Origin of the sequence: Weizmannia sp. WK01 (assembly GCF_025905465.1) — a bacterium.
Taxonomy (GTDB): domain Bacteria; phylum Bacillota; class Bacilli; order Bacillales; family Bacillaceae_C; genus Weizmannia; species Weizmannia faecalis.
Genome location: NZ_CP109616.1, coordinates 1,811,446 through 1,832,547, shown reverse-complemented (window position 1 = coordinate 1,832,547; position 21,102 = coordinate 1,811,446). Strand labels below are relative to the sequence as shown.

General features: G+C 47.0%; 24 protein-coding genes and 1 pseudogene. 16 read left to right on the top strand and 9 right to left on the bottom strand.

The genetic code is table 11. The features are described 5' to 3' along the window. Window positions 1-24 precede the first annotated feature (24 nt). Genes OF158_RS08515 through OF158_RS08505 form a run of 3 tightly spaced genes read right to left on the bottom strand, consistent with a single transcriptional unit; the run spans window position 25 to window position 2,013 of the window. Window positions 25-1,089, bottom strand: a complete 1,065-nt coding sequence (locus OF158_RS08515; protein WP_013859408.1) for a permease — start codon at window positions 1,087-1,089, stop codon at window positions 25-27. After that, a complete protein-coding gene (locus OF158_RS08510) occupies window positions 1,077-1,301 on the bottom strand; it encodes a hypothetical protein (RefSeq protein ID WP_035184811.1) in 225 nt (74 codons plus the stop codon). Before OF158_RS08510 ends, OF158_RS08515 begins: the two co-directional genes overlap by 13 nt. Next, a complete protein-coding gene (locus OF158_RS08505) occupies window positions 1,294-2,013 on the bottom strand; it encodes a metallophosphoesterase family protein (RefSeq protein ID WP_013859407.1) in 720 nt (239 codons plus the stop codon). The genes OF158_RS08510 and OF158_RS08505 overlap by 8 nt, the downstream gene beginning before the upstream one ends. Before the next feature lie 202 nt (window positions 2,014-2,215). Here OF158_RS08505 and selD point away from each other — a divergent pair, with 202 nt between their 5' ends. After that, on the top strand, window positions 2,216-3,265 hold the full coding sequence (selD, locus tag OF158_RS08500) for a selenide, water dikinase SelD (protein WP_014098252.1): 1,050 nt from the start codon (window positions 2,216-2,218) through the stop codon (window positions 3,263-3,265). 33 nt (window positions 3,266-3,298) lie between these two features. Then, window positions 3,299-4,345, top strand: coding sequence for a tRNA 2-selenouridine(34) synthase MnmH (gene mnmH / locus OF158_RS08495; RefSeq protein WP_014098253.1), 1,047 nt, complete (start codon window positions 3,299-3,301; stop codon window positions 4,343-4,345). Window positions 4,346-4,429: 84 nt separating this feature from the next. Here the strand turns inward: mnmH and OF158_RS08490 are convergent, their stop codons facing one another. Together OF158_RS08490 and OF158_RS08485 are read right to left on the bottom strand one after the other, a co-directional pair. Then, window positions 4,430-4,843, bottom strand: a complete 414-nt coding sequence (locus OF158_RS08490) for a hypothetical protein (protein ID WP_035184813.1) — start codon at window positions 4,841-4,843, stop codon at window positions 4,430-4,432. A 102-nt stretch (window positions 4,844-4,945) separates the two neighbouring features. Then, window positions 4,946-6,324, bottom strand: a pseudogene (locus OF158_RS08485) (FAD-binding oxidoreductase). A 92-nt stretch (window positions 6,325-6,416) separates the two neighbouring features. On the opposite strand from OF158_RS08485, the gene OF158_RS08480 reads away from it, so the two are divergent. The 3 genes from OF158_RS08480 to OF158_RS08470 are packed head-to-tail and all read left to right on the top strand — an operon-like array spanning window position 6,417 to window position 8,143. Next, window positions 6,417-7,277 carry a beta-ketoacyl-ACP reductase gene (locus OF158_RS08480; RefSeq protein ID WP_017550425.1) on the top strand — a complete coding sequence of 287 codons (861 nt, stop codon included), beginning with the start codon at window positions 6,417-6,419 and terminating at the stop codon, window positions 7,275-7,277. Window positions 7,278-7,292: 15 nt separating this feature from the next. Next, entirely contained in the window at window positions 7,293-7,742 is a 450-nt protein-coding gene (locus OF158_RS08475) for a MaoC family dehydratase N-terminal domain-containing protein (protein ID WP_017550424.1), read from the top strand. After that, entirely contained in the window at window positions 7,739-8,143 is a 405-nt protein-coding gene (locus OF158_RS08470; protein ID WP_017550423.1) for a MaoC/PaaZ C-terminal domain-containing protein, read from the top strand. The genes OF158_RS08475 and OF158_RS08470 overlap by 4 nt, the downstream gene beginning before the upstream one ends. A 35-nt stretch (window positions 8,144-8,178) precedes the next feature. On the opposite strand, the gene gndA is transcribed toward OF158_RS08470, so the two are convergent. Then, a complete protein-coding gene (gndA, locus tag OF158_RS08465) occupies window positions 8,179-9,591 on the bottom strand; it encodes an NADP-dependent phosphogluconate dehydrogenase (RefSeq protein ID WP_035184816.1) in 1,413 nt (470 codons plus the stop codon). Between the two features lie 288 nt (window positions 9,592-9,879). Here gndA and OF158_RS08460 point away from each other — a divergent pair, with 288 nt between their 5' ends. The 3 genes from OF158_RS08460 to murB all read left to right on the top strand — a co-directional run bounded on the left by OF158_RS08460 (window position 9,880) and on the right by murB (window position 11,610). Beyond that, entirely contained in the window at window positions 9,880-10,125 is a 246-nt protein-coding gene (locus OF158_RS08460; protein ID WP_014098260.1) for a YuzB family protein, read from the top strand. Between the two features lie 71 nt (window positions 10,126-10,196). Beyond that, on the top strand, window positions 10,197-10,706 hold the full coding sequence (locus tag OF158_RS08455) for a DUF1189 family protein (RefSeq protein WP_017550421.1): 510 nt from the start codon (window positions 10,197-10,199) through the stop codon (window positions 10,704-10,706). Continuing rightward, window positions 10,699-11,610 (top strand): UDP-N-acetylmuramate dehydrogenase, encoded by a 912-nt coding sequence (gene murB / locus OF158_RS08450; protein ID WP_035184818.1) that lies wholly within the window; start codon window positions 10,699-10,701, stop codon window positions 11,608-11,610. The genes OF158_RS08455 and murB overlap by 8 nt, the downstream gene beginning before the upstream one ends. 47 nt (window positions 11,611-11,657) lie before the next feature. On the opposite strand, the gene OF158_RS08445 is transcribed toward murB, so the two are convergent. Further along, window positions 11,658-12,002: a hypothetical protein gene (locus OF158_RS08445; protein WP_225620890.1), complete on the bottom strand. Its 345-nt coding sequence runs from the start codon at window positions 12,000-12,002 to the stop codon at window positions 11,658-11,660. Window positions 12,003-12,163: 161 nt separating this feature from the next. Here OF158_RS08445 and OF158_RS08440 point away from each other — a divergent pair, with 161 nt between their 5' ends. The 4 genes from OF158_RS08440 to OF158_RS08425 all read left to right on the top strand — a co-directional run bounded on the left by OF158_RS08440 (window position 12,164) and on the right by OF158_RS08425 (window position 15,223). Further along, a complete protein-coding gene (locus tag OF158_RS08440; protein WP_014098264.1) occupies window positions 12,164-13,102 on the top strand; it encodes an ABC transporter ATP-binding protein in 939 nt (312 codons plus the stop codon). Beyond that, window positions 13,099-14,046, top strand: coding sequence for an ABC transporter permease (locus tag OF158_RS08435; protein WP_014098265.1), 948 nt, complete (start codon window positions 13,099-13,101; stop codon window positions 14,044-14,046). The genes OF158_RS08440 and OF158_RS08435 overlap by 4 nt, the downstream gene beginning before the upstream one ends. A gap of 182 nt (window positions 14,047-14,228) precedes the next feature. Next, window positions 14,229-14,693 (top strand): VanZ family protein, encoded by a 465-nt coding sequence (locus OF158_RS08430; RefSeq protein ID WP_014098266.1) that lies wholly within the window; start codon window positions 14,229-14,231, stop codon window positions 14,691-14,693. Between the two features lie 80 nt (window positions 14,694-14,773). Continuing rightward, window positions 14,774-15,223 carry a Dps family protein gene (locus OF158_RS08425; RefSeq protein ID WP_014098267.1) on the top strand — a complete coding sequence of 150 codons (450 nt, stop codon included), beginning with the start codon at window positions 14,774-14,776 and terminating at the stop codon, window positions 15,221-15,223. Between the two features lie 85 nt (window positions 15,224-15,308). Here the strand turns inward: OF158_RS08425 and OF158_RS08420 are convergent, their stop codons facing one another. Next, window positions 15,309-16,601 carry an Nramp family divalent metal transporter gene (locus OF158_RS08420; protein WP_014098268.1) on the bottom strand — a complete coding sequence of 431 codons (1,293 nt, stop codon included), beginning with the start codon at window positions 16,599-16,601 and terminating at the stop codon, window positions 15,309-15,311. Window positions 16,602-16,909: 308 nt separating this feature from the next. Between OF158_RS08420 and OF158_RS08415 the strand changes: the two genes are divergently transcribed. From OF158_RS08415 to OF158_RS08405, 3 genes are all read left to right on the top strand, one after another. After that, window positions 16,910-17,536 carry an NUDIX hydrolase gene (locus OF158_RS08415; RefSeq protein WP_014098269.1) on the top strand — a complete coding sequence of 209 codons (627 nt, stop codon included), beginning with the start codon at window positions 16,910-16,912 and terminating at the stop codon, window positions 17,534-17,536. A gap of 218 nt (window positions 17,537-17,754) precedes the next feature. Next, window positions 17,755-18,264 (top strand): GNAT family N-acetyltransferase, encoded by a 510-nt coding sequence (locus OF158_RS08410; RefSeq protein ID WP_014098271.1) that lies wholly within the window; start codon window positions 17,755-17,757, stop codon window positions 18,262-18,264. A gap of 23 nt (window positions 18,265-18,287) precedes the next feature. Continuing rightward, window positions 18,288-18,794, top strand: a complete 507-nt coding sequence (locus tag OF158_RS08405) for a DsbA family oxidoreductase (protein ID WP_014098272.1) — start codon at window positions 18,288-18,290, stop codon at window positions 18,792-18,794. Window positions 18,795-19,026: 232 nt separating this feature from the next. Here OF158_RS08405 and OF158_RS08400 read toward each other — a convergent pair whose 3' ends face one another. Next, on the bottom strand, window positions 19,027-19,179 hold the full coding sequence (locus tag OF158_RS08400; protein WP_014098273.1) for a YpzG family protein: 153 nt from the start codon (window positions 19,177-19,179) through the stop codon (window positions 19,027-19,029). Window positions 19,180-19,852: 673 nt separating this feature from the next. Here OF158_RS08400 and OF158_RS08395 point away from each other — a divergent pair. Then, window positions 19,853-20,848, top strand: coding sequence for a glycoside hydrolase family 15 protein (locus OF158_RS08395; protein WP_035184824.1), 996 nt, complete (start codon window positions 19,853-19,855; stop codon window positions 20,846-20,848). Window positions 20,849-21,102: the final 254 nt, after the last annotated feature.

Below are 21,102 nucleotides of genomic sequence, written 5' to 3'. Positions count from 1 at the left end.
ATTATGCTCCGGGCAATCGTTTGGTTAAAAAAACATTCCACATAATCCTGCCACAATCCCGACCACAACACAGGAGGCTGCAACAAACAGAAGGGTTTGTTTTGAAAACGACCGGCCAACCATGATCAAGGAAGGAAGGCTGATGGCCGGAAGCGTCACAAGCAGTGCGCTGGCCGGGCCTGTCCCGAGCCCGAAAGCCATCATCGTCTGGACAATCGGAATTTCAGCCGCTGTCGGAATGACAAACAGCATGCCGGCAAGAGCAAGCAGGATCACCGCCGTAATGCTGTTTCCGGCATGCTGGCCGAATGCCGGAAACAACCAGAAACGGGCCGCACTTAACACAACAACCGAAAGCAAATAAGCCGGAACAAGATACAGGATCATATTTCCGGCGGCCTTTCCCCATCTTAAGAAAAAGGACCCGTTGTTTTCTCCGGCATCTGGCTCGAACTGGCGGATGTTCACCGGTTGTTCGTTTTTCACAAGACGGCCCGCCAGCCAGCTGACCCCGAACGTCATGATAAGCCCTGCGACGATGCGGAGAAGGGTAAATTTCCATGATAATACAAAAGCCATGAAAATCAGCGTTGCCGGATTCAGCATCGGGTTACCAATCCAAAAGGCGAGTGCCGCAGGTGTGGACACTTGTTTTTTGCGCAGCCCGACTGCAATCGGTGCTGCGCAGCATGTGCACATCATGCCGGGAATGGCGCTCGCTCCGGCAATGACCGTACTTCCAAATGACGTTTTGCCGAGCACTTTAAGCAGCCATGCAGAAGGCAGGAGCACTTGCACGAGCGAACCGAGCAAAATGCCGAGCACGGCCGCTTTCCAAACAGCCTGAAAATACGCGATCACATATTGGAAGGTGCCATCCCATGAAAATGATGCCGATTTGCCCGGATCCCCGAGAATCGATGTCCCGATGGAATGCGTATGGGCGGCAAGCAAAGACTTCTCATAGTACGGCCACCATTTTACATAAAAAAGGCCGAACGCGGCAATGACGAGAAACAAAACGGCAAGCCATGCCGCCTTTTTCTCGGATTGCTGTTCAGGTTTTGCCGTATGATTCACAACAGCCAAAGCAACAACATCTCCATTTCTATGACAGTAAAATTTATACCAATTGTTAATGATAACATAATAAGGTGAAAAAATAAATGGCGGGTGATGCCAATGGCTGTCTCTTTTTTGGCATGGGGCTGCTGCGCTTTTTTATGCTCTTTCGTGAAAAATTTCACAAAAACTTCTGCCGAAAAAAACCCCCGGTTAAAACCGGGGGTGGGTTCAATCATTTTTTGCCCGGGTTAAAATGTCGATCAGCTTGTCTTTATTCGGATAATCGGAAGCTTCAAATAACCCGATCGTCTTTTGCACATCGTAGGAAACACGGACATTGGAAACCTGGTAATCGTGATCGCCAATTTCCACCATCGCATAAGAGGCTTTGGCGATCCCGTCAAACGGCAGACCGACACTGCCGAGATTGACAAACGTTTTGCCATCAAACGTGCGGATAAACGGCAGGTGGATGTGCGCATATAAATAAATATCCGCGTCTTCCTGCATTAACTTCTCTTTCAACTTGCTGTTTTCACTATCCGGCGGCACATTTTCAAACAAACTGTACGGGGTGGCGTGAAATCCGTGAATTTTAATGCCACCGTATTCGTATTTTACCTCTTCGGGAAGCTGGTGCAGCGACTCCACTGCATTTTGTTCCATCCGGGAAACCGTCCAGTCCCGCTCCCGGTTCATCATTTCATAAGCCTTTTCCGGCACTTCATTCATGCCGACGCCCCTGTACACCCATTCATCGGCATTCCCTTTAATCACTTCCGTATTTAAAGCCATCACCATCTCATATGCCCGTTGCGGTTCCGGGCCGCGAAAGCAAAGATCGCCGAGGACAAAAATTTTATCGGCCCGCTTTTGTTCAATATCTTCCAGCACGGCTTCGAGCGCATGCGCATTGCCGTGAATATCGGATATAAATGCCAGTTTCAACGCGATCACCTCAAAAATTTGTTTCCTTTATTATACCATAATGGGTTGCGGGTTTATCCCGACCTGCCTGGTTTCACCACTGGGATCCGTTTTCAGCGTCCTCATTAGGCGGACGGAGCGGAAGAAAATGCATTTTGCTGCGAAGTGGTCTATAATGGTACAAGGATCAGACATGCTTTAAGAAAGGTCAGGTTGATGCAATATGGCACAATCAGAAAAAATAAAATTGACTTCACTGACAACAAAAGGCGGATGCGGATGCAAAATCGGTCCGGCGGATTTGCAGCAGGTGATGCGGACGCTGCCACCGAAGGCAGCGGATCCGAATTTGCTTGTCGGGCTCGATACGAACGATGATGCCGGCGTTTACAAGCTGACGGATGATTTGGCAATCGTGCAGACAGTCGACTTTTTTACACCGATTGTCAATGACCCTTATGCATTCGGCCAGGTGGCGGCGGCAAACGCAATTAGTGATATTTATGCCATGGGCGGTACGCCGCTAACTGCGCTGAATATTGTTGCTTTTCCGATCCATACCCTCGACAAAGCCATTCTTGCCGATATTTTAAAAGGCGCCGGTGATAAGTGCAAAGAAGCCGGGGTCACTTTAGCCGGTGGGCATTCGATTGATGACCAGGAACCTAAATTCGGGATGGCGGTGACTGGCACGATCCACCCGGCAAATATCCGCACGAATGCAGGGGCCAAACCGGGGGACAAGCTGATATTGACGAAACCGATCGGGGTCGGGATTTTGACCACTTCCATTAAACGGGATTTATTAACGGAAGAAGAGATCACACGCGTGACCAATGTCATGGCCACCTTAAATAAAAAAGCAGCTGAAATTTCCCGGGATTACACCATCCATGCTTCGACCGATGTGACCGGGTTCGGGCTTTTGGGCCATGCATCCGAAATGGCGCAGGGGAGCAAAAATGGGCTCCGTATTTACCAAGACAAAGTGCCGGTGCTGCCGCGCGTGCGTGAACTGGCGGAAGCAGGTGCTGTTCCGGGCGGCACAAAGAATAATTTTGCCCATATTGAAAATGTCGTCGACTTCCCAGAAGGCATGGACCAAATAGATAAATGGATTTTAAGTGATGCGGTCACATCAGGCGGCCTATTGCTGTCCGTTGCCGGCGATGAAGCGGAACAGCTGCTCGAAGAACTTGTAAAATCAGGGGTGGAAGCCAGCCTGATCGGTGAAGTCGTCGCGAGTCATCCCGGCCGTATCAAAGTGCAATAGTCCCATCAGGAACCATAGAAAGGCGGGAAATATTTGTTTCAAGACATTACCATTGAAGAAGCAAGAAAACGGATGGAGAAAAAGCAGCTCACATGGGTGGATGTCCGTTCCCCTTCCGAATACCGGAACGCAACGATTCCGGGGAGCGTGAATATCCCTTTATTTAATGATGAAGAACGGGCGGAAGTGGGGACGATTTATGCCCAATCCGGCAACCGCGCTGCGAAAGAACGCGGACTTGAAATTTTTTCGAAAAAGTTGCCCGGTTTTATCGAGGCTTTCCGTGAAATAGAAGGGGAAAAAGCGGTATTTTGCTGGCGCGGCGGTATGCGGAGCAAAACGGCGGCAACCGTTTTGGATCTGATGGACATCCATGCCTACCGGCTCCAGGGAGGCTACCGCGCCTACCGGAAATGGGTGACAGGTCTGCTTGAAAATATGGACTTTCATCCGGTTACGTATGTGCTGGGCGGCTATACAGGCACCGGTAAAACGTATATGCTCCGGGCGCTTGCTTCGGAAGGCTATCCGGTCCTTGACCTGGAAGGCATGGCCAATCATCGCGGCAGCATTTTCGGGGATATCGGCCTAAGCTCCCATAACCAGAAAACGTTCGATGCTTTGTTGGCAGAGCGCATTTTACAATTGAAAAATGCGCCGTATATTCTGATGGAAGCGGAAAGCAAAAGAATCGGAAAAGTAGTGGTGCCGGAATTTTTGATGGAAAACAAAGCGCGCGGCACGAAAATTATGATTGAATTGCCGGTGGAGGAACGGGTCCGCAATATTTTGGATGATTACCGGCCGTGGGAGAACAAAGAAGCGTGCATCCGTGCCTTTCAAAGCATCAAAGAACGGATTCACACGCCGGTTGCAAAAGAAATCGAGAAAGATTTACAGACTGAACGATATCATGAGGCCGTAAAATGGCTGCTCGAATATTATTATGATCCAAGATATGACCATTCGCTCGGAATAGAGGAGACAGAAAGGGTGAAAACGATCCGGGCCGGACATACCGACGAAGCGCTCGGCCAATTAAAAGAAATGTTAAAAACAGCCGGCCTTCCGTTGCACTAAAGCAATGGCAGGCCGGCTGTTTACATGTATCACTGCGGATTTATTTGGTACGCCTTATGGATTTGGCTCGCGGGTATGCCCCGGTCAGCAATGACAATCCCTGCCTGTCATGCCCGGGTAATAACCGTGCATCATTCCCGGGGCCATGCCCATCCCAGCGCCCGCATATCCTGGATAACCCGGCATTTGTCCATGGCCGTAACCGGCGCCTGTGTACCCCGGGCCCATCGGCAATCCCATATGCTGACCGTACCCCGGCATGCCGTACATGCCCGGATACATCGAAGTTGCGGGATGCTGTCCCGGGTACATTTGCCCTGCCATCGGATATTGCCCTGCCAAACCGTCTGATGCTCCCATCTGGCCCATTTGCCCCATCGGACCGTAATGCTGCATCATATCCATATCATCATCATAATAAGGCTGGCTTCCCCCGGCATAGCTGCCGAAATGCCCTAACCCCTGAGATTGCGGATAATTTCCATATGTTTGTTCCATCTCAACCCACTCCTTTTCGGTGTTCAACATTAGAGTATGTGGATCAGGGCGCATGGTTATAGACATTTGCCCCAAAAAGTGAAAAAAATGCGGGCAAAAGCCTCAAATAAAGATTTTACCGGGGTTTAAAATATGGTTCGGGTCAAACAGATCCTTGATTTTCTTCATCATCCCATAAGCGGGCCCGTGTTCTTCACGCTGATATTTTGCCTTTCCAATCCCAACGCCGTGTTCACCTGTGCAGGTACCACCCTTTGATAGCGCAAATGACACAATATGTTCATTTAACGCCTGTGCCTGCCGAATTTCATTTTCGTTTCCCATATCGATCATTAAAATGACATGATAGTTGCCGTCGCCAACATGGCCGACAATGGCCCCGTCCATGCCCATTCTGTCAAGCGTTTTGCGCGTATCTTCAATGGCTTCGGGAAGGAAATGAAGGGGGACACAGGCATCGGTTACCATCATTTTCTTTCCCGGCGTGCCGCGGACAAAAGCGTAGGCAAGTTTATGCCGCGCATCCCAGAGCTTATGGCGCGCTTTTTCATCTTTTTCAAACATAACATTTTTGCATTGGAATTCGGCAAGGATGTCTTTCGCAAAGTTGACATCTTGTTTTAACCCGGATTCGTTCCCTGTAAATTCCAAAAATAAAGTGGGCCATTCCGGATACGATGTCCCCATAAACCGGTTTGCCTGCTGAAGCGACCGTTTGTCAACCAGTTCCATCCTTTCCATCGGGATCCCGGCTTGGCGGATCGCGACAACAGCATCAACCGCCTGCCTGACCGTTTCGAAAACGGCCCTTGCCGCAACCATTGCTTCCGGAATGCCGTATACTTTTAAAGCCAGTTCGGTAATGACGCCCAGTGTCCCTTCAGACCCGACCATGAGCCCGTTTAAATGGTAGCCCGACGATGATTTTGCGGCAAGGCTTCCGGTATGAATGACCGTTCCGTCCGCCAGTACCACTTCTAAATCATACACCTGGTCGCGCATGACCCCGTATTTAACAGAAGTGGTGCCACTGGCGTTGGTCGCGGCCATCCCTCCCAATGTTGCATCCGCCCCCGGGTCGACCGGGAAAAACAAACCATACTTTTTCAGCTCCCGGTTTAACTGCGTGCGCGTCACACCCGGCTGCACCCGGACAATAAAGTCACGGTCAAGTACTTCTACCACTTTGTTCATCCGCATCATATCAAGCGTAATCCCGCCCTGATAAGGAATGACATGGCCTTCGAGACTGGAACCGAGGCCAAAAGGAATCACCGGAATGCGGTTTTCATTATGCGGTTTTCATTGGCAAAAGCAACCACTTTCCTTACTTGCTCCACCGACTCGGGAAATACAACAGCCTGCGGCAAATGGGGTGTATGATAGGATTCGTCCCTGCTGTGCTGCTCAAGAACCGTTTCATTTCCGCTGACCAAATCCGGGCCGATCAATTCTTTCAGTTTTAAAATAAAATTTTCCAAGCTTGCCACCTCTTTATGTATATTTCTACTTTTTATAATATACGAAAAATAAAGCGCTGACAAAATTTTTGGCAGTGGAGTGCTTGAAAGGGATGCACAAATATTTACAAAAGGAAGCGTTTAATTTAAACTGTTTACTGTATATATTTAAAACAAACAGAAAAATTCGAACATGCGAGGGGGGAGCGGTTTTGAAAAGGTTTGAAAACAGGGTTGCGATTGTAACGGGTGCAAGCAGAGGGATCGGCAAAGCCATTGCAGCCGCCTTTGCCAAAGAAGGGGCAAAAGTCTGTCTCGTCGATATCAATGAAAAGGCTTTGGAAGAAACTGTAAAGGCTTTCAAAGAAAGCGGTTACGATGTATTCGGGCAGCTGGCGGATGTGGCAAACCGCACGCAGGTGGAAGCGGTGGTTTCAGCTGTGTGCACCCGGTATGGAAAGATTGATATTCTTGTCAACAATGCAGGCGTGATCCGCGATAATCTGCTGTTTAAAATGACGGATGAAGACTGGGATACCGTCATGAATGTCCATTTGAAAGGGGCGTTCCTCTTTTCAAGGGCTGTCCAGCAAAACATGGTTGAAAATAAATACGGAAGAATCATCAATACCTCTTCCACTTCCGCGCTCGGCAACCGCGGCCAGGCAAACTACGCGGCGGCAAAAGCGGGCATTCAGGGCTTTACAAAAACGCTGGCCTTTGAACTCGGAAAGTTTGGCATTACCGCCAATGCGGTTGCGCCCGGCTTTATTGAAACCGACATGACAAAAGCGACGGCTGAGCGGCTCGGCGTTAAATTCGACGACTTTATCGCATTTAATCAATCGATGATTCCTGTCGGTCGGACAGGAAAGCCGGAAGATATTGCAAACGCGGTCCTTTTCTTTGCGATGGAAGAATCGTCGTTCGTAAACGGCCAGGTGCTCTATGTTGCCGGCGGGCCGAAAGCATAATAAGGGGGCGGGCGGATGTTTGAAGAACTGATTGGAAAACGGTCAAATCCGGTCCAAAATACGATCGAAAGGGGCGCTGTCAGAAAGTTCGCCGAAGCCATCGGTGACCCGCACCCTGTTTTTACAGATCCTGCCTTTGCGGCTGAAAAAGGGTTTAAAGCCAACATCGCACCGCCGACATTCCCGGTCACGTTTGACTACGGGATAATAGAAGGCCTGGACCTTCCGAAAGCTGGGCTCATACACGGGGAACAAAATTTCGAATATCAACGGCCGCTCTATGTCGGAGAAGCATTGCACTGCTATAGGGAAATTGAAAAATACCAGGAAAGAAAAGGAAAGCTCGGACAGATGGGTTTCTTGTTTATAAAAAGCACGGCGGAAGATAAGAATGGTGAAATCGTCATGACCGCAACCCAAACGATTATTCTTTCTGAAACGGTCCGGAAGGGGATGAAAGGATGAACCTTCGCGCGAAAAAACCCGGGGACAGCCTGGAAAGCATGGAACTCCCGCCGGTTTCAAGGTTGGACTTAATCAAGTACGCTGGTGCTTCCGGCGACTTTAATCCGATTCATACGATCGATGAAGCAGCAGAAAAAGCCGGGCTACCCGGCATTATTGCCCACGGGATGTGGACAATGGGAAATCTCGGAAAGCTGTTTACACCGTATGTTGGCGAAGGATTCATCGAAAAATTTAGCGTGCGCTTTGCGGGCATGGTTTTTCTAGACGATCGCTTGACACTGTCGGCAACGCTGAAAGAAGCGCAAGGCGCCCGGCAAACGTATGAAGCAGTGGTGGCCAATCAAGACGGGGGAAAAGTGATCAAAGGCGAAATCGTGTTCAAAATGTACGGAGAGTAAAAAAATCCCGCCAGGTGCGGCGGGATTTTTCTGAATTATAACTCAAGCCATTCCGTATGGAAGATGCCTTCTTTGTCAACGCGCTGGTACGTATGGGCACCGAAATAGTCACGCTGGGCCTGTAAGAGATTGGCAGGCAGCACTTCCGAACGGTACGAATCGTAATAGGCAAGCGCTGCGGACAAAGCCGGCACAGGTACGCCGAAGCGGACAGCTGTCGCGATGACTTCGCGCAACGCATCCTGGTAGCTTTCCACGATTTCCTTGAAATACGGGTCAAGGAGCAGGTTTTTAAGATTGCGATCGCGGTCGTACGCATCTTTGATTTTTTGCAAAAATTGCGCGCGGATGATGCAGCCCCCGCGGAAAATCATCGCAATTTCACCGTAATTCAAATCCCAGTTATATTCTTCCGAAGCGGCCCGCATTTGCGCAAAGCCCTGGGCGTAAGAACAAATCTTGCTCATGTACAATGCTTTTCTGACCGCTTCAATGAACGCTTTTTTGTCTCCTGAAAAAGCGGGTTTTTCAGGCCCTTTTAGCAATTTGCTTGCCGCTTTCCGTTCTTCTTTCATGGCCGAGATAAAGCGGGCGAATACGGACTCCGTAATCAATGGCAGCGGAACCCCTAGATCAAGCGCACTCTGGCTTGTCCATTTGCCTGTCCCTTTTTGGCCGGCCGTGTCTAAAATGACATCGACAAGTGGTTTGCCGGTTTCTGGGTCTTTTTTTGTAAAAATATCAGCGGTAATTTCGATTAAATAACTGTCGAGCTCGCCTTTGTTCCAGTCGGCAAACACTTCGTGCAGCTCGTCCGCAGTGAGGCCGAGGATATTTTTGAGCAGATTGTAGGACTCTGAGATGAGCTCCATATCGCCGTATTCGATGCCGTTATGAACCATTTTCACATAATGGCCGGCACCATCCGGACCGATATAGGTTGTGCACGGTTCACCATTTACTTTAGCAGCAATGTCTTTTAAAATCGGTGCAACAAGGTCGTATGCTTCTTTTTGCCCGCCAGGCATGATCGAAGGGCCTTTCAGCGCGCCTTCTTCGCCGCCTGAGACACCGGTGCCGATAAAATGGATGCCGAGTGCACTTAATTCCTTGTTGCGGCGCTGTGTATCTTTAAAGAATGTGTTGCCGCCGTCAATCAAGATATCGCCTTTGTCGAGAAACGGTTTTAACTGCTCGATCGTGGCGTCTGTTGCTTCGCCCGCTTTGACCATCAGCAGGATTTTTCGTGGTTTTTCAAGCGAATGGACGAATTCTTCCATTGTAAAATAACCGAAAATATTTTTTCCTTCCGATTCTTTTAATATTTGCTCGGTTTTTGAACGGGAACGGTTGAAGACCGCAACGGTGTAACCTTTGCTTTCGATATTCCACGCAAGGTTTTTCCCCATGACGGCCAAACCGATGACGCCGATTTGCTGTTTTTCCAATGTAGACACCTCAACATGATTAGATTGTAAAGTCTTTCCTTTGCGCGCAGGTGGCTGCAAGCAAAATGGAAGTCTTACATTATTGTACCAAATATCCCCTGTTATTATAAAGAAAAAGACAGCCCAGCCGGAAAATATTTATATTTTCCGGGAAAGAAGTGTCCGTGTATACGATTTCCGATGAACCGGGACCTCGGGAAAGCGCGCCTGTTGGGATTTTTTTAAAGCTTACAGTATAATGGATAAAGATGCCGTTTTACGGCTTTTAAGCAAAAGGAGGAAACGGGATTGGGCATTATTTTAGTCGAAATATGTGAAGGCAGCCTGATCAACACAATTGATGTGGAAGCAGAACTTGAATCCCGGTATCCTGAAGTTGCGGTGATTTCAAATGAATGCTTAATGGCGTGCGGCTTATGCACCTACAGCCCATTTGCGATGGTGAACGGAAAAAGGATTTTTGCCAAAACGCCTGAGGCTTGCCTTGAAAAAATTAAAGCAGCAATTGAAACGGAATTAAAGAATCTGTCGTAAATGGTTCTCGTTTCAAATTGTTTTTTATATTATAATGTGGAGTGGAGCATTCGGGATAGGGGGATAGCAGGATGGATATTTGGACTGCGTTCAAATACAGCTGTTTATTGCCGGGAAAAAGAGCTGCTTTTCGTTTGAACAGGCTTCCGATGGACAGGACGGTTTTGTATGTGGTTCTGCTTGTTCTTATGGTTTCCTGTCTGCATATCCCTGCGATTTTAACCGGCGGATCCCTTGATGCCCTGAATGCCATCCAATTTGTTTTTTACTTTCTGTTCGCTTATGTGCTCGTTGTCCTGTGCGGCGTATTGGCGGGCATTTCTTTGCTCGCTTTTGCCGGATACGGGCTCAGGAAGCTGTGGAAGAGAAAACTGGCCTACCAGCATTTATGGAAAATGTCATGCTTTGTCATAACGGTCCCGTTCATTTTACATACAATCATTCATGAATGGTTTACGAAAAACGGTTTTGTTTCGGGTGTGGTGCTGATCGGGTATCCGCTTTTTTGTTTGGCGGCGATGATCCTCCACTATCCGGAAATAAAGAGGCATCAAAGCAAAGAAGGAGAAGAACATGGCTGAAAAGACAATTTTACAAGACTTGCGTTCGCTCATTTATCCGCGTCAAATTCTGGAAGATGAACCGTTAAGCAAATATACATTTACAAAAACAGGGGGAAAAGCGGATATTTTGATTTTCCCCGAGACATATGAAGAAGTGCAGAAGACGGTCCGTTTTGCCTCTCTGAACGGCGTGCCGTACACGATCCTCGGCAACGGCTCCAATCTGATCATCAAAGACGGCGGCATCAGGGGAATTGTGCTGATTCTGACTAGATTAGCGAAAATATCGCATACAGGCAATGACATTACAGCCCAGTGTGGTGCAGCCATTATCGATGTTTCGCGCTATGCTTTAAAGCAAAAGCTGACAGGGCTTGAGTTCGCCTGCGGGATACCGGGATCTGTCGGCGGTGCGCTGTATATGAATGCGGGGGCGTATGGCGGGGAAGTCAAAGATGTTCTGAAAAGCGCGCTTGTCCTGACCAAAACAGGCGAGATGAAAAGGCTTGAAAAAAGCGATTTGTCCTTCCAGTACAGGAAAAGTTCCATTGCGGAAAATGGGGAGATTGCGCTTGAAGGGACGTTCAGCCTGGAGCCGGGCGACGCACAGGAGATCAAAGCCAAAATGGATGAATTGACTGATCTCAGGGAATCGAAACAGCCACTTGAATATCCATCGTGCGGCAGCGTGTTTAAAAGGCCGCCCGGCTATTTTGCAGGGAAACTGATCCAGGACAGCGGGCTCCAGGGGAAACGCATCGGGGGCGTCGAGGTTTCGACAAAGCATGCCGGGTTTATGGTGAATGTCGGCGGCGGAACGGCAACGGATTATATGAATTTGATCAAATTTGTCCAAAAAACGGTAAAAGAAAAATTTGGGGTAGATCTTGAGACAGAAGTAAAAATTATCGGGGAAGATTAAAAAATATCCCGGTTCTTTTGCATGTAGCAAAGGAATCGGGATGTTTTTCATCCTTTCCGGCGGATATCGGTTAACCGGTTTCCACGGTATTTGATGTACACTTGGTCGCCAATATTAAAATTTAAATACGTATCGCAGTCGATCGCAAGCGTTTTGCCGTTATTGAATGCGATCGCGCAATACGGTTTTGTCGTTGTTGGTGCCACTTTTATTTTTCGCTTTGTTTTCACACCGGTTGCAACCGGCATTTCTTTCCGGTTGGGCGTGTAAAATTTATCGATAATCTTTACGCGCTGATAGCTTACCGGGCGCTGAAAAAAGATCAATCCTGCAAGCACGGCCAGACAGATGATGAATAAAGCCAGTTTCCATTTCAGTTTTTCCATTGTCATCCCTCTACTCCCAGAACGTCTCTATGAATATCTTTATGGGGCTCTTCATTAAAATATGTATATACCACAATCAAATGCTTTTTTAACCGAATCTTTTTTGAAACTTTTTAAGGCCAGTTTCGTATATGGATTAGACTCGTTTAGCAGAAAGTAGGGATGTTATGAGTGAAATGGCGCTCTCGGTCAAAGGGATTACAAAACAAATCCGCTCGCGCAAAATTGTGGACCAGGTCAGTTTTGAAGTGAAAAAAGGTGAGGTTTTCGGCCTTCTCGGTCCAAACGGCGCCGGTAAAACAACGATTATCCGGATGATTGTTTCATTGATGAAACGCACAAGCGGGGAAATCTTTATTAACGGCAAAAGCCTTGATAAAGATTTCAAAGGGGCTTTGAATGAAATCGGCGCGATCGTTGAAAATCCGGAATTTTATCCGTACATGACCGGCTATCAAAATCTCGTCCACTATAAGAGAATGTCAAGGAAACCCGTTTCCGAAGAGAGATTATGGGAAGTCGCAAAGCTTGTCAAACTGGAAGATGCCCTTAAACAAAAAGTCAAAACGTATTCGTTGGGAATGCGGCAGCGGCTCGGGGTTGCCCAGGCGATTTTGCACCAGCCTTCGTTATTGATCCTTGATGAGCCGACAAACGGCCTTGACCCGCAAGGCATCCGCGAATTCAGGGGCTATTTGCGGGAGCTGGCAGGAAGCGGGGTATCTGTCCTCGTTTCCTCGCACCTGCTTTCAGAAATGGAACTGATGTGCGACCGTTATGCCATTATTGAAAAAGGAAAACTGATCCATATTGAAACGATGGCAGAAACGACAACGGTAAAACAGGATGACCGCCGCGATATCTTGTTTGCAACGGATGACAGCGAAAGCGCGAAGCAGACGGTGGAGAAACAGCTCCATTTTCCGGTTTCCATTGTCGATGATACGCGTATTTTGGTTTCGGCAGCTTACAAAGACGCAGCCGTTATCAACGCAACATTGGTAGGAAGCGGCTGCAACGTCTATGAAATTCATTTTGAAAAGAAAACGCTGGAAGACCGTTTCCTTGAACTCACGAATCATACAACAGGGGAGGAAAATCAATGATCGCTTTAATCCGAAATGAATGGATGAAAATATTTGCCCGGAAAAGCGCATGGGTCTATATGCTCCTGATTGTCGCGTTCGTGCTAATTGCTGCACTGTTTTACAATAAGGTGTACGGCAAAGACGATCCAAACTGGCGTACGAAAATCGAGAAAGAAATCAAAGCGGATGAGGCGCTAATGAAAAAGGATCCTGAACAATACGCGGACCTTGCGCCAACCATCCAAAAAAACCAAGATTATTTGAAATACAATATCAATCCGGATGCCCATTCAAACTGGCATTTCATGAACAATGTGGTCATTCCGCTCGGTTCATTTGTCACCTTGTTCAGTGTGATCGTTGGGAGCGCCAACGTTTCATCGGAATTTGCATCCGGGACGATTAAGCAACTGATGATCCGCCCGCATGCGAGATGGAAAATTTTGCTGTCCAAATACATTGCTGTCACAGCCTATGCGGTATTGCTGCTTGCCGTTCTGCTTATAGCCGGCTATTTGATTGGCCTTCTTTTTCAGGGATCCGGCAGTTTCCATATGAAAATGATAGAAAATACTGTGGGTGACAGCCAATATAAAATTAAAGAAATCGGACCGCAATTTTTCCTGAAATTTGCCCTTTATTTGCCGAGCCTTGTCATGGTAAGCGCGATTGCGTTCATGCTTTCGACCTTGTTCAAGAGTCAGGCTCTGGCTGTTGGAATCGGCATTTTTGCCCTGTTTATCACAAACACACTGGGTGGGATTATTCTATTTCTGATGAACCGGTACCATTGGCTGAAATTCCTGATTTTCCCGCATTTGGACTTGTCTGTTTATGCGTACCAGGATAAACTTACAGACGGTGTCACCTTGCCGTTTTCATTAATCACGCTTGCTGTTTATTATGTCGTTTTTATGACCTTGACCTTTTGGTATTTTCAAAAACGCGACATTGCGTTTTGATACAACGGGTAAATTCAGGTACAATGGCTGTAAAAGGCCGGGTGAAGGAGGGATCTGCCAGAGCAGGTCTCTCTTTGCTTTTTTAAAGCGGCGGACGCATCAGGCTGTACGGGCGGCGCATAGCGTGTGCACCCGCCGAATAGGATGATAATGGGGGCTTGCCCGGACCGCTGGAGGATGATATGGGAAAAAATAACCGGAAAAAAATCAATGCGGCCGTTTTGTTCATTTTCATTGTGTATGCTGCTTATTTAGCGGAACTTTTGTTCTTTATCCCGTACCGCCATGCGCCCAATTCTGCCAGCCAAAATATCATTCCGTTTAAAACGATCCGAATGTATATCCTTTATTACCGTTACTTTCAATTTGAAGTCTGGTTTTCCAATCTGTTTGGGAATATTTTCATGTTTATGCCGTTCGGGTTTTTCCTGCCCTTTCTTTTCAGGCGGCTGAGAAAGGTCTGGATAATGGGATTGCTGTCGTTTTTGGCATCGGCTTTGGTGGAAACCATTCAAGGATATTTCCATGTCGGAGGTTTTGATGTGGATGATATTTTGCTGAATACAACGGGTGGATTGTGCGGTTACGGTATCTTTTTACTGGTCCGCAAGCTTGTGAAAAAAATCAAAATTGAGATTTGGCGTTAAATATGCATAAGAAAAGCCCTGCGGTGAAAATCTAACGAGGACCAATCAATGGCCGGCCTGTAAAAGGGGGGAAGTATGCATTGGATGAAGAAAAACTGGTCCGATTTTTAAACCAGGAACTTTCAAATTTTACAGTGCTTTATATCAAACTGCACCGTTACCACTGGTATATTCAGGGAAAAAACTTTTTCACGCTCCATGCTTATTTTGAAGATTTGTACCGGTCATTTTCAAAACAAATGGATGTGCTTGCCGAAAGAATTTTGGCAATCGGGGGACGGCCGCTTGCGACCATGTCGAAATTCCTTGACCAGAAGACGCTTGTTGAAGCGAGCGCGGATAATGAAGAGGGCGAACTGCTGCAGCAATTAAGGGAGGATTTGGCGCAGTTGGCAAAGGAAATCCGGGAAACGGGGATTCCGCTGGCGGAAGAAAACAAGGACAATGCCACCGTCAATCTGCTCACCCGTTTTCTGACCCGGTTTGACAAAGATATTTGGATGCTGGATGCGATGGCGGACAAACGGTAAATGCCGCTGCTTTTTTCCTAAGCCGTGAAAAAGCAGCGGCAAATAAAAAAACAGCCTTTCCATTTGATGGAAGGGCTGTTTCACTTTATATAAATGTATCAATCAAAAGGAACAGATTCAGGCATACGACGAATCCTGCCACGATCCACGAGATGATGCTCGTTATCCGGTGGTTCACCAGTTCACCCATGATCTGTCTGTTGCTCGTGAACAGAATCAGCGGGACAAGGGCAAAGATGATCCCGAATGAGAGAATGACCTGGCTTATTACAAGCGCGCTTGTCGGGTTGGTGCCCATCATGATAATGAGAAGCGGCGGGATCATTGTGATCGCACGGCGCAAATAAAGATTGATCCGTTTGTTGATAAACCCTTGCATGACGACATCACCGGATAATGTGCCGACAGAGGAGCTGGAAAGCCCTGCAATCAAAAGGCCAAGGCCGAAAGAGATCGCCGCTGCCGGTCCGATATGGGTGTAGAACTCACGAAACGCGACATCCAGATCTTCCACGACAAGGCCGTTTTTATAAAATACACTGGACGCAATCACAAGCATGCTCATATTGATGGCCCCGGCGATCACCATTGCGATGATGATGTCGATCAATTCAAATTTGAAAATTTTTCTTTTTTCCAGCTCGTTTTTTCCGACGATTCTGTTTTGCGTCAATGAAGAGTGCAAATAGATGGCATGGGGCATGACGGTGGCGCCGAGAATGCCGGCAGCCAGGACAATGCTTTGGATGCCATCGAATTTTGGCGTGACAATCCCACCGAATACTTTTACCCATTCCGGTTTTGCCAGAAATGTTTGCAAAGCAAAAGCGAGCACGACAATCATCACAAGGGCGGCAATCACTGCCTCAAACGATCGGTAGCCGCGGCGCTGCAATTCGAGGATAGCAAACGATCCGACTGCTGTAATCAATGCGGCCGGCAAAAGCGGAAGGCCGAAAATTAAATACAGGCCTAAAGCTGCGCCGATAAATTCTGCCAAATCTGTTGCAATAATGACTAACTCACTTTGAATCCATAAAAAGATCGACACCGGTTTTGGAAAATGGTCATGTGCCACTTCCGGCAAATTTTTCCCGGTTGCAATGCCGAGCTTTGCGGAAAGGGACTGGATTAAAACGGCCATTAAGTTTGAAAAGGCAATGACCCAAAGCAGCATATAGCCGTATTTCGATCCTGCCGTAATATTGGTGGCAAAATTACCGGGATCGATATAAGCAACGCCTGCAATGAAGGCCGGGCCTAGGAAAGGCAAAATCCGTTTTAACCCTTTCACATCCCCCCGTAGTACAGCTTGTGCGCTCGTTGTATTATGGGACGTGCGGCCTGGCATTTTTTGGCTCATCGTTTTTTCACTCATAGATGTTTCCCCTTTCTTTAATTTTAACCCTGAAACAAAAAAGTTTCCTTAGGGAAAACTTTATCTAGTACTATTGTATTCAATGTTTGCGAAAAAGTAAACCTTTTGCATGCATTTTCCCCTGTATTTTTTATGGAAAACATGCTTTTTGTTCATTATGCCCGATTCCTGTGCTGTTATGGCTTCTGCTCCGGGAGAAAAAAGGAGGGGAGAAAAATGCATCCTTTTCTTGAAAACTGTGGTATATATTAGGTATAGGGAAAACTGTTTTCACAACATGGAAACGAGGTTTAAAAGGGGGGAATCGATTGAACGAGGCATTCATTATCGAAAAATTAAAAAGGCGGGAACCGTCCGTTTTTGGGATGGACCGTTTGTCCCAGTTTGCGGTCCTGTTGCCGCTCGTTCAAAAAGGCGATGGCCTTCATGTTTTATTTGAAGTCCGGTCCCGGCAGTTAAGAAAACAGCCGGGGGAAATTTGTTTTCCGGGCGGCAGAATTGAAACGACGGACAAAAACCCAATGGAAGCCGCGATTCGGGAAACAACCGAGGAACTGTGCATGGATGCGTCTGTCATCCGCAACGTATTCCCGCTTGACTATGTCGTTTCATCATATGGAAGGCGCGCGATCTTTCCGTTTGCGGGTTTTTTGCCGGATATGCCTTTTCATCCGAATCCGGGCGAGGTGGAAGAAGTCTTTACAGTCCCGCTTTCGCATTTTGCCAAAACAGCGCCGGAATGTTACCGGATTGAATTTAAGGTAGAGCCTGACCAGGATTTTCCTTTCCATTTAATTCAGGGTGGTAAATCATATAAATGGAACAGCCAGCAAATGGACGAGTATTTTTATTACTACGGGGATTATGTTATTTGGGGATTAACCGCCGGCATTTTGAAAAACTTTATGGATATTTTGGGTGCGGACAAAGCTTGAATGATGCCCGTGGCGGCTGTCCTGCCCTTTCGGAAACCGGAAATGCCGCCGGAATCCGGCAGCCGGGTGCCTTCATACCGGGTGTTTTCAGCATGGTCTGGTGTGCAGGACATAAAAAAACTGTTCAATTACGTGAAATTATTATAAAATGTTGTTTATAATACAAAGCTTCCGTTCCGGAAACGGAGGGGACTTTTACAATTGAGGGAAAATGAGCGATGATACAGCATGGCCTAATCAGAAATGCCACAGAAGAAGATCTGCAGGAGATTCTGGACATTTATAATGCCTGCATCGGAAACGGGATTATAACGGCTGACACAGTCCCGGTCACCGTAGAAGAAAAGTTGCCATGGTTTAAAGCCCATCACCCGGACAGCCGGCCGCTTTGGGTGTTGGAAGCAGACGGGGAGATTGCTGCCTGGATCAGTTTAAGCGATTTTTACGGAAGGCCCGCTTACCAGCCTACTGCTGAGGTCAGTATTTATGTCAGCGAAAAATGGAGAGGAAAAGGAGCCGGGAAGCACCTGCTCGGGAAAATGTTGGAAGCCTGCCCGAAGCTAGGGGTGGAAACACTGCTCGGCTTTATTTTCAGCGAAAACAAGGCCAGTTTAAAGTTGTTTGCATCCTTCGGGTTTGAAACTTGGGGGCATTTGAAAGAAGTGGCTGTGCTTGACGGACGCATGCACGATTTAATCATCACTGGTAAAAAAATTCAAGGATTTTGAAAGGCTTAAGGAGCTATAAAGTTATGAAAATAGAATTATGGTCGGATTTTTCATCGGCAGATTCTTATCTTGCCTTTGTAAGACTTGGCGAGGCACTGGAACAATTTGGCCACAGGGAAAGCATTCAACTGGAATTTCGCAGTTTCGTGAAAAACCCCGAAAAAGAAGTACATATTGAAGAGAGCCATAAATTGCTGCACTTTGCAAAACAACACGGGAAACAGACGTTCATTGCGAAGGCACTGTTTGAAACGTATGCCCGGCAGCCTTCACCAGGTACAGGAGATTTATTACATGCTGCCCAAATGGCCGGACTGAATAAAAGAGCGGCTGAAAAAGCCATTGTAACGGATGTTTACTTGGAGCATATCAAAAAAGACCAGGCAGAAGCAGATCTATTGAGCGCGGATTTTGCCCCCTTTATGGTCATCAACCGGAAATATGCGATTTCGGGAGCCCGCCCGGTTGATTTTATTGTTCAGTCCATGCATGAAGCATGGCGAGAAGAAACCTATGTGGCGGCCATATAAACATGAAAAAAGCGCCCGGTCCGGGGCGCTTTTTTCCAATCTTTCTTGCGGCGGCTAAGGCTTGCACTCCACATTGTGCATTCCAAAAAGGTTGCCTTGCCGGCTTATGCAATTCAGCTCATCGCTATACCAATATAGCATGATTTTAAACGAAAAACAAGCGTTTTGGCGGATTTCCGTTTATTACCACAACCAAAAAAGGCCGGGAATCATCCCGGCCTTTTTAGTATCCTCACCAGCGATGCGCTTTTGCATTGCTCCTCAAGATGATGGTGTTTTGTGTAACTTCCGTCTCGCCATTGACCTGGGAATTTGTATGTTTCCGCCGCGTCCAGTTGTAATGGAACAACTCGGAATGCGGATCCAACTGGTCTTTGTAGCTCATACGATCACCTCTTGGAAGGATTTGGATACCGCTGATATTCATACCGAATATCAATTCTAGCTTGTGCAGAAAGGGCAAAATTACACATCCTGTGTGTTTTGGGCAAAATCCGGCTGAAAGGCAGAGCAAAAAAATCAAAAGACACAATGTGCTAAAAACTCATACATTGTCACATTTTCCCCATCCATATCAAGGTTAAGATGTACGTATGGCACATTGTACTAATAACAGAAAATGATCAAAGCCGCAATTATGCCAAATTGGAAACCATGCCGCGCCTAAATAATCAAATTACACTGTGTGCTGATAACACAATAAAAACAAAAACCAAAACAAGCATTTAAGGGAAAGGAACGGAAAAAACTCCGGGATGCCGGAATTCAAGCGGGCAGAAACGGGCAAAAAAATCGGGCTTGATTAGGCTTTCTATATAATCATCCAACAAATGCAGACATAATATATAAAAAACAACCGTCCAGGAAAAGAAATGGCTGGCAATGGCAGCAACGCCGTTTGTCAAATCACGGCTTTTCCCGGCTTGAATGCATCTGCAAAAAGCAAAGATCTTCTTGAAAGCGCTTTAAAACAGGGGAGTTATGTTGGAATGGTTATAAAAGGATCAGCCTCTTGCCAACACTAATGGTATGGATCAACTTTTTGGAGGTGAAGATTGATGAACATCGAAAAAGCTGTTGAGGTCATTGACCGGATGCGCCTGCCAAACGGTGCCTATACCGCCAGTTTGTCTTCCGACTACCATTATGTTTGGATCAGAGATGTCGTATATACCGTTCTGCCTTTTTTAGCCACGCCGTCCCCGTATTATGAAAAAGCATACCAGGCATTGCTTGATCTGTTTATCCGCTATGAGTGGAAAATTGACATTCATACAAAGAAAAGGCCACGGTATTTATACGAATATATCCACGCCCGCTATTCCACTGACCTCGAGGAACTCCCGCAAGAATGGGGCCATGCCCAAAACGATGCTATCGGTGCTTTCCTTTGGGGCGTAGGGGAAGGCGTCCACCACGGCCAAAAAATCATCCGCAGCCAGAAAGATTTGGAGATTATCCAAAAACTGGTTGACTATCTCGAGTGTCTGGAATATTGGCAGGCCGAAGATAACGGGATGTGGGAAGAGAATATGGAAGTGCATGCTTCAAGTGTCGGGGCATGCGTTGCCGGCTTAAAAGCAGTCAGGATGCTCGTGCATGTGGAGGATGGGCTGATTGAAAAAGGGGAAGAAACACTTTATAAACTGCTGCCGCGGGAGAGCGCAGGCAAACCGACCGACCTTGCTTTACTGTCTCTCATTTACCCTTACCGGATTGTCAGCCGAGATATGGCGCTTCAAATACTGGAAGATGTCACCACAACGCTTGAACGGAAATACGGCGTGATCCGCTATGTCAACGACCAATACTATAATGAAGGCGCCGAAGCCGAATGGTGCTTTGGTTTTCCATGGCTTGGTTTATGTTTCTATGAACTGGGTATGTATGATAAGGCAAATGAATATGTGGAAAAAACCAAAAGCATCATTACGGAAAATTGGGAAATCCCGGAACTTTATATCGGCGGCAAGTACGTGCCGAATGGAAATAAACCGCTTGCCTGGTCTGTTTCTTTGGCGTACCAGTTCTTCAAAACAATGGACGTCCGTTAAACAATTGAACAGCCGATTTTAAGCTGTTTTAAGTCGCGACCCGCATATTCATTGCATGTCAAACCAATGCGGCGCATTTAAAACAGCTTTTTTCTATTCTGAAAATATACGCCGGCTGATTTTCTTTTTCCACTGATGCAGCGTTCACTGCAGCATGGGCGTCTATTGAAAAACGGAATGACGAATTTGCAAATAAAATCATATTGTTTCCATTTCGACAAAATTAGACGGCTTTTTTTGCAGGATTCGTAAAA

Bases quoted from the DNA above. Each gene is read 5' to 3' on its own strand.
- OF158_RS08510 (WP_035184811.1), bottom strand. From the start codon at position 1,301: ATGATTGAACCCACCCCCGGTTTTAACCGGGGGTTTTTTTCGGCAGAA.
- selD (WP_014098252.1), top strand. From the start codon at position 2,216: ATGGCACAATCAGAAAAAATAAAATTGACTTCACTGACAACAAAAGGC.
- OF158_RS08490 (WP_035184813.1), bottom strand. From the start codon at position 4,843: ATGGAACAAACATATGGAAATTATCCGCAATCTCAGGGGTTAGGGCAT.
- OF158_RS08480 (WP_017550425.1), top strand. From the start codon at position 6,417: ATGCACAAATATTTACAAAAGGAAGCGTTTAATTTAAACTGTTTACTG.
- OF158_RS08475 (WP_017550424.1), top strand. From the start codon at position 7,293: ATGTTTGAAGAACTGATTGGAAAACGGTCAAATCCGGTCCAAAATACG.
- OF158_RS08470 (WP_017550423.1), top strand. From the start codon at position 7,739: ATGAACCTTCGCGCGAAAAAACCCGGGGACAGCCTGGAAAGCATGGAA.
- OF158_RS08455 (WP_017550421.1), top strand. From the start codon at position 10,197: ATGGATATTTGGACTGCGTTCAAATACAGCTGTTTATTGCCGGGAAAA.
- murB (WP_035184818.1), top strand. From the start codon at position 10,699: ATGGCTGAAAAGACAATTTTACAAGACTTGCGTTCGCTCATTTATCCG.
- OF158_RS08445 (WP_225620890.1), bottom strand. From the start codon at position 12,002: ATGACAATGGAAAAACTGAAATGGAAACTGGCTTTATTCATCATCTGT.
- OF158_RS08440 (WP_014098264.1), top strand. From the start codon at position 12,164: ATGAGTGAAATGGCGCTCTCGGTCAAAGGGATTACAAAACAAATCCGC.
- OF158_RS08435 (WP_014098265.1), top strand. From the start codon at position 13,099: ATGATCGCTTTAATCCGAAATGAATGGATGAAAATATTTGCCCGGAAA.
- OF158_RS08430 (WP_014098266.1), top strand. From the start codon at position 14,229: ATGGGAAAAAATAACCGGAAAAAAATCAATGCGGCCGTTTTGTTCATT.
- OF158_RS08420 (WP_014098268.1), bottom strand. From the start codon at position 16,601: ATGAGTGAAAAAACGATGAGCCAAAAAATGCCAGGCCGCACGTCCCAT.
- OF158_RS08410 (WP_014098271.1), top strand. From the start codon at position 17,755: ATGATACAGCATGGCCTAATCAGAAATGCCACAGAAGAAGATCTGCAG.
- OF158_RS08405 (WP_014098272.1), top strand. From the start codon at position 18,288: ATGAAAATAGAATTATGGTCGGATTTTTCATCGGCAGATTCTTATCTT.
- OF158_RS08400 (WP_014098273.1), bottom strand. From the start codon at position 19,179: ATGAGCTACAAAGACCAGTTGGATCCGCATTCCGAGTTGTTCCATTAC.
- OF158_RS08395 (WP_035184824.1), top strand. From the start codon at position 19,853: ATGAACATCGAAAAAGCTGTTGAGGTCATTGACCGGATGCGCCTGCCA.